The 13,146-nt window shown below is 61.1% G+C and carries 12 protein-coding genes; 7 read left to right on the top strand and 5 right to left on the bottom strand.

Features of this window, described 5'->3' with window-relative positions; translation table 11 throughout:
• Positions 1-4: 4 nt before the first annotated feature.
• On the bottom strand, positions 5-1,789 hold the full coding sequence (yidC, locus tag IEW17_RS00420; protein ID WP_188560032.1) for a membrane protein insertase YidC: 1,785 nt from the start codon (positions 1,787-1,789) through the stop codon (positions 5-7).
• A 195-nt stretch (positions 1,790-1,984) separates the two neighbouring features.
• Positions 1,985-3,631 carry a CTP synthase gene (pyrG, locus tag IEW17_RS00415; RefSeq protein WP_188560031.1) on the bottom strand — a complete coding sequence of 549 codons (1,647 nt, stop codon included), beginning with the start codon at positions 3,629-3,631 and terminating at the stop codon, positions 1,985-1,987.
• A gap of 126 nt (positions 3,632-3,757) precedes the next feature.
• Here pyrG and IEW17_RS00410 point away from each other — a divergent pair, with 126 nt between their 5' ends.
• From IEW17_RS00410 to IEW17_RS00395, 4 genes are all read left to right on the top strand, one after another.
• Entirely contained in the window at positions 3,758-5,188 is a 1,431-nt protein-coding gene (locus tag IEW17_RS00410; protein ID WP_188560030.1) for a D-alanyl-D-alanine carboxypeptidase, read from the top strand.
• 141 nt (positions 5,189-5,329) lie between these two features.
• Positions 5,330-5,806, top strand: a complete 477-nt coding sequence (locus tag IEW17_RS00405; RefSeq protein WP_188560029.1) for a hypothetical protein — start codon at positions 5,330-5,332, stop codon at positions 5,804-5,806.
• Positions 5,807-5,867: 61 nt separating this feature from the next.
• Positions 5,868-6,095: a hypothetical protein gene (locus IEW17_RS00400; RefSeq protein ID WP_188560150.1), complete on the top strand. Its 228-nt coding sequence runs from the start codon at positions 5,868-5,870 to the stop codon at positions 6,093-6,095.
• Complete coding sequence (locus IEW17_RS00395) at positions 6,043-6,480, top strand: nucleotidyltransferase family protein (RefSeq protein WP_188560028.1); 438 nt, start codon at positions 6,043-6,045, stop codon at positions 6,478-6,480. Before IEW17_RS00400 ends, IEW17_RS00395 begins: the two co-directional genes overlap by 53 nt.
• Here the strand turns inward: IEW17_RS00395 and serA are convergent.
• Complete coding sequence (gene serA, locus IEW17_RS00390; RefSeq protein ID WP_188560027.1) at positions 6,477-8,378, bottom strand: phosphoglycerate dehydrogenase; 1,902 nt, start codon at positions 8,376-8,378, stop codon at positions 6,477-6,479. The genes IEW17_RS00395 and serA overlap by 4 nt on opposite strands.
• 57 nt (positions 8,379-8,435) lie before the next feature.
• Between serA and IEW17_RS00385 the strand changes: the two genes are divergently transcribed.
• From IEW17_RS00385 to IEW17_RS00375, 3 genes are all read left to right on the top strand, one after another.
• Positions 8,436-9,077 (top strand): hypothetical protein, encoded by a 642-nt coding sequence (locus tag IEW17_RS00385; RefSeq protein WP_188560026.1) that lies wholly within the window; start codon positions 8,436-8,438, stop codon positions 9,075-9,077.
• A 17-nt stretch (positions 9,078-9,094) separates the two neighbouring features.
• Entirely contained in the window at positions 9,095-9,451 is a 357-nt protein-coding gene (locus tag IEW17_RS00380) for a hypothetical protein (RefSeq protein WP_188560025.1), read from the top strand.
• A gap of 164 nt (positions 9,452-9,615) precedes the next feature.
• Positions 9,616-11,610 carry a M1 family metallopeptidase gene (locus IEW17_RS00375; protein WP_188560024.1) on the top strand — a complete coding sequence of 665 codons (1,995 nt, stop codon included), beginning with the start codon at positions 9,616-9,618 and terminating at the stop codon, positions 11,608-11,610.
• Between the two features lie 90 nt (positions 11,611-11,700).
• On the opposite strand, the gene IEW17_RS00370 is transcribed toward IEW17_RS00375, so the two are convergent.
• Both IEW17_RS00370 and IEW17_RS00365 read right to left on the bottom strand, forming a co-directional pair.
• Positions 11,701-12,102, bottom strand: a complete 402-nt coding sequence (locus tag IEW17_RS00370; RefSeq protein WP_229748690.1) for a DUF983 domain-containing protein — start codon at positions 12,100-12,102, stop codon at positions 11,701-11,703.
• 233 nt (positions 12,103-12,335) lie between these two features.
• Positions 12,336-13,052, bottom strand: a complete 717-nt coding sequence (locus IEW17_RS00365; protein ID WP_188560023.1) for a DUF421 domain-containing protein — start codon at positions 13,050-13,052, stop codon at positions 12,336-12,338.
• Positions 13,053-13,146 lie beyond the last annotated feature (94 nt).

The raw sequence follows: 13,146 nt of genomic DNA, 5'->3' as shown, positions 1-13,146 counted from the left end.
GATTCTACGACTTGCGCTTGGCCTGAGCCTCGCGCTCCTGCGCGGCTTTCATGGCTTCAGCGATGCGGCCCTGGATGCCGCCGGGCTTCTTGTCCTTGTTCTTGATTTTGTTGGCGTCGAGCTGGGCGCGGATTTTCGTGTCGTCCACAAACGCCTTGATGAGGGCTTGCTGGCCGAAAGTGAGGACGTTCGACACGAAGTAGTACCAGGTGAGGCCGGCCGCAAAGCTGTTCAGTACGAACAGGAAGATGATGGGCATCAGGTAGCTGTACGTCTTCATCGGGCCCTGCATGGCCGTGTTGGTCTGGTTGCTCTGCCAAGTCATGAGCAAGGTAGAGGCCGTCATCATCAGCGTGAACATCGAAACGTGGTCGCCGTACCATTTCACGTAGAAGGGCAGCTTCACGAATACGTCGTAGCTGCTCAAGTCCTTGGCCCACAAAAAGCTTTGCTGGCGCAGCTCGATGGCGTTCGGGAAGAACTGGAACATCGCGAACAGGATGGGTATGGTTAGCAGCGTGGGCACGCAGCCACTCAGCATGCTCACTCCGAAGGTGGAGTAGAGCTTCTGGGTTTCCTGCTGCACCTTGGCGTTGTCGTCGCCGTATTTGGCTTTCAGCTCGTCAATCTCAGGCTTCAGCACTTTCATGCGGGCCTGGCTCTCGTAGGTTTTGTAGGTGAGTGGCCAGGTTACCAGCTTGATTAACAGCACCAGCAGTGCGATAATCAGGCCGTATGAGCTGATGTACTGCTCCAGGAAGTGGAACACCGGCAGTACCACAAAGCTGTTCACCCACCGAAACAGGCCCCAGCCCAGGACCACGTTGCGGTCGAACTCCGGCGTCACGGTCTTGAGCAGGTTGAACGAGTTGGGGCCGAAGAAGAAACGGTACTGGCCCCGGCCCTGCGTCACCTCGGCTACCGGCAATGTGAGCGTGGTGCTCAGCGTTTTGATGGTGGTGGAATCGGCCAGGTTCACGTTCGAGTTGAACGCGCCACCCGCGAAGGGCTTTTGGTCGGCGATGAGGCCGGCCACGAAGAAGTTATGCTTGTGGGCCGCCCACTTCACCGGGCCGGCCGCCTTAATTTCCTCGGGCTTTTCACTGGCTTCGGCCAGCTCGACCCCGCCAGCGGCCAAGTAGTGGTTGATGGTGGTGTGGGTGCGGTTCTGCTGCAGGTCCTGCTCGGTCTGGCGCACCTGGTCGATAAAGGTGAACGTGAGCGGCTCCTGGGCCACGGTGCGCTCCAGGCCGTTCAGGCGCAGGTCGTACTTCAGCTCGAAGCTGTTGGCGGGCAGCGTGTAGGTTTGCACGATGCTGCCGCCGGCTACGGGAGCCGTGAAGGTCAGCTTCGAGGTGCTGCCGTCCTGCGAGGGCGCGGACTGAAAGTTCAGGTCCGAAAACCTGATGGTTTTGCCGTCTACGGTGCGGAACTTGGTGTCCATCCGGGCGCTTTTGGCGTCGAACAAGTCGAGCGGCTGGCCGAAGAACGTCTTGTACTTTTTCATCCGCACGGCCGTGACGCGGCCGCCGCGGGTCGAGAACGTGATGTCGAGGTTGTCGTTGGTCAGGTGCAGGTCCTGCGCCGCGCCGGCGGTAGTGTCGAGGACCGTTTCCGGGGCCAGGGCGGCTACCGTAGCGGGGGCAACAGCCGGGGCCTTGGTGGCGGCAGTGGTAGCGGCCGGGGTTTTGCCGGTGGCTTTTTCGTCCGTCTTCGGGCTGAAGAAGAACAGGTACACGAGGAGCAAGGCCGAGATGAGGAACAGGCCGGTTGCTTGATTTCTATCCATTACTATTTTAAGTTGCGAAGGGGCAAAGGTACGTTGCGCTGTGTTTAATGAGGAATGTAAAAAGAACGTTATGCCGAGCGCAGTCGAAGCATTTCTGCCGCGCAACTAATCCTATCAATCGGGTTTAGTATCGCGGTAAAGATGCTTCGACTGCGCTCGGCATGACGTTCTTTTTTAAGATGTAAGAGCAGCGTCCTACCCTTTGCGGTGCTGGATGGCCGCCCGCACAAACCGCGTAAACAGCGGGTGCGGATTTTCCACCGTGCTTTTCAGCTCGGGGTGAAACTGGCCGGCCACGAACCACGGGTGCGTGGGCAGCTCGATGACTTCGACGAGGCCGGTTTCGGCGTTAGTGCCGGTCATCTGCATGCCGGCGGCTTCGTACTGGGCCAGGTAGTCGTTGTTGAATTCGTAGCGGTGGCGGTGGCGCTCGCTGATGTGGTTGCGGCCGTAGGCTTTGGCGACGCGGGAGCCGCGGCGCAAGTCGCAGCCGTAGGCGCCGAGGCGCATGGTGCCGCCTTTCAGCGTGATGTTTTTCTGCTCTTCCATCATGGCCACCACGGGGTTGGGCGTGAGGGAATCCATCTCGGTCGAGTTGGCGTCGAGCAGGCCCAGCACGTTGCGGGCGTACTCCACCACGGCCACTTGCATGCCCAGGCAGATGCCGAAGAACGGAATATTGTTTTCCCGCACGTAGCGCACGGCGGCAATCTTGCCCTCAAAGCCGCGCTCGCCGAAGCCGGGCGCTACCAGCACGCCGTCGCAGCCGTGGAGCAGGGCGGCCACGTTTTCGGGCGTGATGTTATCGGACTGCACGCTGCGCAGCGTCACCTTGCACTCGTTTTGAGCGCCGGCGTGCACGAACGATTCGTTGATGGATTTGTAGGCGTCGGGCAGCTCCACGTACTTGCCCACCAGGGCAATGGTCACTTCCTCAGTTGGGTTTTTGAGCTTGCCGAGGAAGTCTTTCCAGGCTTCCAAATCGGGCTGCGGGGTGCCACCAGTCAGTTTGAGGCGCTTAATCACCCGCTCGTCGAGGCCCTCTTTGCGCATGAGCAAAGGCACCGAATAGATGCTGTCGGCGTCGAGCGACTCGATAACCGAGTTGATTTTCACGTTGCAGAACAGCGCGATTTTGCGGCGCATCTCGGCCGGAATCGGGTGCTCGGAGCGGCAGACCAGGATATCGGGCTGCAGGCCGGCCTCGCGTAAGTCGCGCACCGAGTGCTGGGTGGGCTTGGTCTTGAGCTCGCCGGCCGCCTTCAAATACGGCAGCAGCGTGAGGTGAATCACCAGCGAATCGTAATCCGGCAATTCCCAGCGGAGCTGGCGCACGGCCTCCACGAAGGGCAGGCTCTCGATGTCGCCGATGCAGCCGCCGATTTCGGTGATAACCACGTCGAACTGGCCGTTCTGGCCCAGTAGCAGCATACGCCGCTTGATTTCGTCGGTGATGTGGGGCACCACCTGTACGGTTTTGCCGAGAAACGCGCCTTCGCGTTCGCGGCGAATGACGGTGTCGTAGATGCGGCCGGTGGTTACGTTGTTGGCCTGCGAGGTCGGCGTGTTCAGGAACCGCTCGTAGTGGCCGAGGTCGAGGTCGGTTTCGGCCCCGTCGTCGGTCACGTAGCACTCGCCGTGCTCGTACGGGTTGAGCGTACCGGGGTCAATGTTGATGTAAGGGTCGAACTTCTGGATGGTAACTCGGAACCCGCGGGCCTGCAAAAGCTTGGCCAGCGAGGCGGAAATAATTCCTTTGCCGAGTGAAGAAGTGACGCCGCCGGTAACGAAAATGAATTTCGCAGCCGACGCGGGGGGGGAGGGGTTTTGGCGTTCGGGCATGACGGGGGTCAAAAGTACGGCACCCAAAGTTGGAACCCGGAAAAAAAACGGGGCTGGTCCGCAGGCAAGACGCAACTTTGCGCCCCAAAGCCACCCCAGTCCCTAATGCTGCGTAAGTTGCGACCAATGCTACGTTCCTTCTATTTTCTGCTGCTCGTCTTGGGCACTCAACTGTCGGCGTGTGCCCAGTCGCCGGAAAAACCGCCCGTGGCCGCCGCGCCGCCCGGGGGCCAGCGCCTGCCTTGGCTGCAGGGCTTGCTCGATAGCTCGGCCGTGCTGCGCCAGCACCAGGTGGGCCTGAGCCTGGCCGATGCCGCTACCGGTGAGGACCTGTTTGGCTACCAGGAAACCAAGTATTTCACGCCGGCCAGCACCATGAAGTTGTTTAGCTTCTACGCCGGCCTGCACCTGCTCGGCGACTCGCTGCCCAGCCTGCGCTACTTCAGCCGCAACGATACCCTGTTTTTCCAGGGCACCGGCGACCCTACGCTGTTGCACGGCGACGTGCCCAGCCGCCGAGCGTACAGCTTTTTGCTGAACCGGCCCGAGCCGAAGCTGGCCTACTGCGACATTGCCTGCGTTACGCCTTTCGGCCCCAGCTGGACCTGGGACGACTACGGCTATTACTTCCAGCCCGAGCGGGGCGCTTTCCCGATTTACGGCCACACCGTGCGCTTTTATGGGGCCGCGCCGATGCCGGCCAAGCCCCGCGCCGGGGGCGTAGCGGCCGTGCGCCCCGGGCTGGTGCCGGCGGCCCGGGTGCGGGTGCTGCCGCGTTTTTTCGCGCCGCTGGTGGGGCCGGCTACGCCCAGCTTGCTCACGCCCGGCCTCGATAAGGACACGCACGTGCTGCGCACTTCGAATGAAAACCGCTTCTACGTGCTGCCCTCCGGTAAAAAGTGGGTTGATGAAACGCCCTTTATCACCAGCCGCGGGCTGATGCTGCGGTTGCTGGGCGACACCCTGCGGCGGGCCACCAGCAACGCCGCGTGGCGCCCGCGCCCCGGCCAGGATTCCGTCCGCACGCTCCACGGGCTGCGCGTCGACTCGCTCTACCGCCGCATGCTGCGCGTGAGCGACAATTTTCTGGCCGAGCAGCTGCTGCTCATGTGCAGCACCAAAATCGGCCGGCACGACTCGCTCAGCACGGAGCGGGTGATTCGCTACGTCCGCAAAAACCTGCTTACCGGCCTGCCCGACCCGGTTTATTGGGCCGATGGCTCCGGGCTGTCGCGGCTGAACCTCATCACCCCGCGCACCCTCACGGGCCTGCTGCTCAAGCTGCACCGGGAAGTGCCCGAGCGCCGCCTGCTGAGCCTGCTGGCGGCCGGCGGCGGCCAAGGCACCCTGCGTAAGCGCTACCACGACGCGGCCGGCCCCTGGGTGTGGGGCAAAACCGGAACCCTGAGTAATAACCTCAACGTGTGCGGCTACCTGCGCACCAAAAGCGGCCGGCTGGTGGCGTTTAGCTTCCTAAACAACAACCACGTGGTGGACAGCGGCGACATGCGCAACGAGGTGGAACGGGTGCTGCGCCAGGTGCGGGACCGGCTGTAGGGGCATGGGTACTTTCTTATCAATATCCTGAAAATAATGTAATTTAGCTCCATGAAAAGAATAGTTGGAGCGCTTTTGTTGCTGGCTATTGCTCCAATTGGAGCGGCAATTGAGGGCTGTAATTCATGCGGTAGTGAAGGGGTGCCTAGCTTTTTCGATGTCCAAGGCCTGATTTTCAACGCCACTCAGCAAGGGCGAGCCATTGCGGCTGGCGAATCGGCTGCGGCCACCGATATTCAACTATTAGTCCAGTTACAGGCGCGGTATTACGGCCAGCAGCCGGCGCGTTCCAGTTGGCTTCCCGCTGCCTACGCTTGCTCACCTCTCGACGCTGGCTACAAAGGGTCGGAGGAAGTCCTCGATTCCTTGGTCGTGCGGTCAGCTTATGCCTACGACGCGGCTCATCCGGCTGGGGCTTCCCTCAACGACTTGCTGGTCGACCAGGGCAACAGCCTGCCGCTACCGCCCAAGCCCGCGCCCAATCAGATGCCCTACGCTCCCGTGCTCCGCCTGCGGCAAGCCCCCAGCCAGGTCGGCCCCCAGCAGTTTGTGGTGCGCTACCGCCTCACCAACGGGGAAATTTATACGGCCCGCACGCCCGTGTTCACGGTGCGTTAACGGCAAGCCCGCCGCCTAACCACAGCGCCGTGGCCCATTTTTAGTCTGCGTACCCTCGATGATGCGTCCTGTTTTCAAATCCCGCTACAAAGCCGACCTCGACGAGCAGCAGCGCCGCTACTACTGGAGCTTGACCCCGCACGAGCGTCTGGCCCTGGCTGTGCGGCTCAACCAGCAGGCCCGGATGATTTACGCGGTCAACCCCGCCAACCCGCCGCTACCCACTGCAACCATTGATGGAGGACGAGTACTTAAATCTGCTGCGCCACTTCCACGCCGAGGGCGTTGAGTACGTAGTGGTGGGGGGCTACGCGGTGATTGCGCACGGTTTCCCGCGCACCACCGGCGACCTCGACCTACTCGTCAACCCTACCTGGCCGAACGCCGGGCGCGTGGTGCGGGCGCTGGCTCACTCTGGCTACACGCAGGGTGAGTTTGAGGAGGCCGACTTCACGACGGTCCCTAATTTTTTGTCGTTCAGCGCCGGCAGGGTCTGGATTGATTTGATGACCAGCGTACTGGGAATTGGATTTGAGGAAGCGGCCGCTGATGCCTTGGAGCTGCTGTTTGCCGATGTTCCGGTTCGCTATATTGGGCTGGCGGCCTTGCGCGCCACCAAGCTGGCCACTGGCCGCCCGCAGGATTTATGGGACCTGGAGAACTTGCCCGGCTAGTACAGCACCCGAAACTTAATGGTGTGCTCCACCGCGCGCAGGGCCTCAATCACGTCCTGGTCGTATTCGCGGTTGATGTCCGTAATCACGTAGCCGATGTGTTCGTTGGTTTTCAGGTACTGGCCGAGGATATTGACCTGGTGGGCGGCCAGCACGTTGTTGATGTCGGCCAGCACGCCGGGCACGTTGGCGTGGATGTGGATGAGGCGGTGACCGGGCTGCATGGGCAGCTGAATGTTGGGGAAATTGACCGACTGCTGGGTGTTGCCCGTGTTGATGTACTGCATCAGGCGCTCGGGCACGAACTCGGCGATGTTGCGCTGGGCCTCGGCCGTGCTGCCGCCGATGTGGGGCGTGAGCAGCACATTGGGTAGGCCGCGCAGCTCGTTTTCGAAGCTTTCGTGGTTAGTTTTGGGCTCGTGGGGAAACACGTCCACGGCCGCGCCGCCGAGGTGGCCGCTGCGCAGGGCGGCGGCGAGGGCGGGCACGTCCACCACGTGGCCGCGGGCGTTGTTGAGGAAGAGTGCGCCGGGCTTCATCAGGGCAAAATCCCGGGCTCCGAAGAAATTCTCGTTTTCGGGCCGGCCGTCGATGTGCAGCGTCACCACGTCGGCCTGGGTTAATAGCTCTTCCAGCGTGCGGCACTTCACGGCGTTGCCGAGCTGCAGCTTTTCGGCCACGTCGAAATACACCACTTTCATGCCCACGGCCTCGGCCACTACTGAGAGCTGCGAACCGATGTTGCCGTAGCCCACGATGCCGAGGGTTTTGCCGCGTATCTCGAATGCGCCGTGGGCCGACTTGTCCCACTCGCCGGCGTGCATTTTTGGGTTTTTTTCGGGGATGCGGCGGGCCAGCACGATGATTTCGCCCAAGGCTAACTCCACCACCGAGCGCGTGTTGCTGAACGGGGCGTTGAACACGGCCACGCCCTTTTTCATGGCTCCGGGCAGGTCAATCTGGTTGGTGCCGATGCAGAAGGCCCCGATGCCAATCAGCCGGTTGGCCGCATCGAGCACGCGCTGGGTCACCTGCGTCTTGGACCGAACGCCGAGCAGACTCACGCCCTCAATGCGTTCGATTAGCTCGTCCTCGTCGAGGCCGCCTTTCACTTCCTCCACTTGGTAGCCTTCGGCGCGGAAAAGCTCGGCGGCGCGGGCGTCCGGATTCTCCAGCAGCAGGACTTTGATGCGGTTTTTGGGGTATGATAAAGTCATGGGAAGTCCTAGTTGGTACAAAAACTCGTCGAAGGTGGGTAGCACTTCGTCGGCGTGGGCCACCACGGTGGGGCGGCTAACATTCTCAGTATAAGCGTAAAAGCGGTGGGCCAGGCCGGCTTCGCGGATTTGATAGTCGGTGTAGCCGTCGCCCAGCACGTACACGGGTCCGTCCAAATTGAGCAGCACCAACTGGCGGATTTTGCCGCCGTCGCGGCTCAGTACGTTGGTCGGGTCGCAGCCAGTGATGTCGCCGGCCGCATCAAAGGTGAAGGTATTGGCTAGCACGTGGCTGGGCAGAATGCCAAACTCGCCCACCACCGGCTCAATGAACTCGCGGAAGCCGCTGCTCACCACGTAAATCCGGTCGGCAAACTGCCGAAAAAAGTCTTTGTTGCGTCGGATGCTTTCGCTGACTTTGGTTTGGAGGCGGGCGATAAGCGGCGCGAGGTGGCGCTCGTTGGCCCCAAGCAGCGCCAGCCGCTTCGCCAGCGACTCCTGAAACCCGATTTCGCCGGCCATGCCCCGGTCGGTGAGGGCCCGGATTTGGGCTACCACGGCGGCCTGGTCGGGGTGGCCTTGCAGGGCGATGTCGGCCAGTTCATCGAGGCCTTCAACCTGGGTGAAGGTGGAGTCGAAGTCGAAAACGAGGTAGGGCAGGAGGGGGGCGGCGTTGGGCATGGGCGCAAAGATGCGCCCAGCAGTACCTTGGCGCGCCATTCTTCCCCCAAGTATTTTATGAAACCAGTGCTACTCCTGCTGCTCACGCTGCTGCTGAAACTACCGACCGCTGGGCCACCGGCCGTGCGTGTCACGTTTAGTCCGCTCACGAAGGCTGCATATCTGGCCGCGGCGAAAGCAACTGTTGTAACCAAGCCCACCACAACCATTCCGCTGAAAAAGATACGGGGCCACCTTGTGATTCCGACTGCTAAAGGGCCGAAGATATTTCAGGATAAGGCGATAGGAACAGACGATATTGAACAGGCGGAATATGTTTATCAAGGCTACTTACCGCAGTTTGGCTATCATGTTGTCGAAGCACATCTGTGGGAGCGGACCCAATGGGTTTTGCTGGATAAGCAGGGTCGTTGCCTTGAATTTTACGAGGCTCCGCTATTCTCTCCGGATTTGAAAAGCTTTGTTATTGCCTCGCCAGGTATTGAGTATGCGGTATATCCAAATGAAATTCAATTATTCCGATTCGAAAACGGCCGCTGGCAGCAGGTCTGGAAGCTGGAGCCGTCGGTAGAGCCGATGTCATGGGAGCCGGATAAAATTCGCTGGCTCTCCAACTTAACGCTGCTGCTAAAAAAGAAAATGTGGACCGGCAAAAATCCAGGTACCACCTTCACCTATGCCAAGCTGACAATCCAGTAGCGGCTCAAAATAACGCCATGCTTCAACGCCTCATTTTCGTGTACAACGCCGACGGCGGCCGCCTGGCGGGCCTGCAGGACATGTTCCACAAAATCCTCTCGCCGGCCACCTACTCGTGCTCGCTGTGCGCCGTGACTTATGGGGCCACCAGCATGCGGCCCGAGTGGCAGCAGTTTATCCAGCAGCTGGCCGTGCCGGTGGAGTTTCTGCACCGCGACGAGTTTGGGCGCGACTACCCGCAGTGGCGCATGCACCCGCTGCCTGCCGCCTTCGCCGCTACCGAAGCGGGGGTGCTGACGCCAATTATTGCCGCGCCGGAAATGGACGCGACGGATTTGAACGGGCTGATGAAACTGGTGCAGGAGCGGCTGTAGGAGCGGGAGGAGAGGAATAAAAAGGAATGTCATGCCGAGCGTAGCCGAAGCATTTCGCTCGCATCGGTCAACGATTGAGTTGCCATCACAAGCGAGATGCCTCGGCTACGCTCGGCATGACGTTCTTTTGCACCATTCTTCGCTTTTTTGATTCTTCATTTCGCATGAAATCACCTTTCCTGCCCGGCGTGCTGCTGGGCGCGACGCTGCTGGCAGCCGGCCCGGCGCTGGCTCAAACCGTCAACACCGGCCCGGCCTACGATTCGCGCACGCTGTTCAACCCCTCATTTATTGAGCAGCTGAGCACGCCCACGCGCACGGCCGGCGGGCAGCCCGGGGCCGAATACTGGCAGAACGCGGCCGATTACCACATCGATGCCCGGCTCGACGAGAAAACGGCCCGCGTGAGTGCCACCGTCGACATTACCTACACCAATAACTCGCCCGACCGTCTGCCTTTCGTGTGGCTGCAGGTCGACCAGAATCTGTACCGCAACGACTCGCGTGGTGGGGCTGTGACGCCGGCGGCCGGTGGCCGTTTCGGCAACGGCGACCGGGCGTTCCGGGGCGGCGACTCGCTGCAAACCGTAACCATCGAGCTGCACGGCAAGAAGATGAAGGCCGACTACCGCGTGAGTGACACGCGCCTGCAAATCATGCTGCCCGAGGCGCTGAAGCCCAACGGCGACAAGCTCATTATCCACATTGGCTACGGCTTCAACATTCCTGAGTACGGCTCCGACCGCCTCGGCCGCCTCAAAACCAAGAACGGCGAAATCTTTGAAGTGGCGCAGTGGTACCCGCGCATGGCCGTGTACGACGACGTGGAGGGCTGGAACACGCTGCCCTACCTCACGGCCGAGTTTTACCTCGAATACGGCAACTTCGACTACACCCTCAATGTGCCCGCCAACTACCTCGTGGGCGGCTCGGGCGAGCTGGTGAACCCCGCCGAAGTGCTGACCAGCGCCCAGCAGAGCCGCTTGGCCAAAGCCGCCGCCTCGGACAAGACCGTGCTGGTGCGCTCCGCCGACGAGGTGACGCAGGCCAGCTCGCGCCCCGGCGGCAAAAACGGCCGTCTGACGTGGCACTTTCGCTGCCAGCGGGCGCGGGATGTGGCCTGGGCAGCCTCGGCTGCTTTCATTTGGGATGCGGCCAAAATGAACCTGCCCAGCGGCCGTAAGTCACTGGCCCAGTCGCTTTACCCCACCGAAGCGGCCCAGGACACGGCCTGGAATCGCTCGACGGAGTACGTGAAAAAGAGCATCGAGTATAACTCGAAGCAGTGGTACGAATACTCGTACCCGGTGGCCACCAACGTGGCCGGCGTGGTGGGCGGCATGGAGTACCCGGGCATCGTGTTTTGCGGCGCGAAGGCCCGTAAAGGCGACCTGTGGAGCGTGACGGACCACGAATTCGGCCACAACTGGTTTCCGATGATTGTGGGCTCGAACGAGCGCAAATACCCGTGGATGGACGAGGGCTTCAATACCTTTATCAACATCCTCTCGTCCAATGATTTCAACAACGGCGAGTACGCCAAACAGCTGAACGACACCGCTAAAATGGTGGCCGGCAACATTCGCTACATGATGGACCCGGCTACCGTGCCGCCCTACACCGTGCCCGACGTGACGCCCGCGAACATGCTCGGCTACGCGGCCTATAGCAAGACGGGCTACGGCCTGTTCCTGCTGCGCACCGAGGTGCTGGGTCCGGAGCGGTTCGACTACGCTTTCCGCACCTACATCAAACGCTGGGCCTTTAAGCACCCGCAACCCAAAGACTTTTTCCGGACCATGAATGAGGCCAGCGGCGAGGACCTGACCTGGTTCTGGCGCGAGTGGGTGTACAACAACTGGATTTTGGACCAGGCCGTGACTACCGTAGCCTACGTGAACCAGGACCCCGCCCAGGGCGCGCTCATCACCGTGGAAAACCGCGGCCAGGCCGCCATGCCCGTTATCGCCGACGTGACCGAAACCGGCGGCAAAACCACCCGCGTGCGCCTGCCCGTAGAAGTGTGGCAGCGCAGCGGCACCTGGACGTTCCGCTACAACTCCACCAAGCCGCTCACGCTGGTGCGCCTAAACCCCACCAAGTTGCTGCCCGACGCCAACCCCGGCAATAACGTGTGGCGGGCCCAGGTGCTGAAGTAGTCAGTTAAAAGCTGAGCGCTAAAAGTTAAAAAGGCCTGTCCGCTAATTTGGACAGGCCTTTTTAACTTTTAACGCTCAGTTTTTAACCGCTTAGCGGCGGTGGGTACGCCAGTTGGCGTTGTACTGCGCGCCACCAAACAGGTACAGCATCAGCGCCCGCGAATAGCGCAGGATTAGCGGCGTGGACAGCAGCGTGACGACCGTCACGACCACGACGTACACCCACGTGTCGGGGTTATTGAACAAGTAGTAAAGCAGCACCCCGATGACCAGCACCGTGGCCACGTTGAAGGCGAAGGTGATGTACATCGAGCCAAAATAGAACCCCGGCTCGGGTTCGAACGTCTGCCCGCAGTCGGGGCATTTTTCGGGCATTAGGGCGAATTTGCTGATGTTGAGGGCAGAATAGCTGAAAAGACTGCCCTGGTGGCAGCGGGGGCAGCGCAACGAGAGCAGCGCCAGCGCCGTGGAATCGAGGGTTTCGGGAGACATGGCCAGATGATATGAGCAGATTGTAGGCGGATTGAAAAGCTATACGGACGAACGCGCCGTGTGAACACAACCACCAGGGTTTGAAAGCTGTTTTTGCGGCTGCGGCTAGCCGCCTTCTTGCGCTGCCACCGCAGAATTGCCAGCGCCAGCAACGACCGCCAAAATCCGCTTTCGAGCCCTGGCGGCACAAAAATAAAACATCGACAACGGAGTATTCGCGTTGGTTGCAACAGTTACGCCCGGCGTTTGGCATCGCACACGGGCACCCATTCGTTGGCCTGGCACATGGGGCAGGTGGCCGCTTCGCCGCGGGCCAGCTCCTGCCCGTGGCCGCATTTGCAGCAGGCGTGCGGGCCGGCTGCCTCCACCCGGCGCTGTGAAGCGGCCAGCAACTCGGGCCAGATGGGCAGGCCGGGGGCGGCTTCATCTGGGGCGAAGAAGTAGGCGCTGAGGTCGCCGGTGGCTTCCATGTAGGCCCGGCGCACCTGGCCCAGGTGCTCCACCTGCTGCTGGCGGAGTTCCCCAAACAGCTCTTTCTGGGTTAGGTTGATGTTGTTGAGGTTTTTCGTGTTGATGCGGCCGTCTTCAACCAGCAGCACCGGCTTGCCCTCCAGCCAGTCGCTGAAGCGCGGAAACCATTCGGTGAGGCGGTTGAAAAACCAGTACATCCCGCTCACCATCACGAACACGATGAGGACGGGCAGCAGCGGCGTATCGTGGTAAAACATGGTGTCGCCGGCCGCCGAGCCCAGGGCCAGAATGATGCTTAGCTCAAAAATCGACAATTGCCGCACCCCACGTCGGCCCGTCACGCGCAGGGCTCCCAGCAGCATCAGGTACGTAGCCACGCAGCGAAACACGACTTCGAGCAGGAAAGCAGGTGAGGCGTTTTCCGTAAACAGCACGCGGTGCCAGTCGAAGGGAATAACGGGTTCAGCGAGGAAAAGCATAGGCATGGGAGCGAAAGGCAGTGCCTCAAATACGCGACGTCCCGGTGGTGGTTGGCCTGGCGGGGTTGGTCCCGCCGGGCGTGCCGTACCTTTG

The organism is Hymenobacter frigidus, assembly GCF_014640435.1.
Taxonomy (GTDB): Bacteria; Bacteroidota; Bacteroidia; order Cytophagales; family Hymenobacteraceae; genus Hymenobacter; species Hymenobacter frigidus.
The sequence above is the reverse complement of the archived record's forward strand: the minus strand, read 5'-3'. Positions and strand labels throughout refer to the sequence as shown.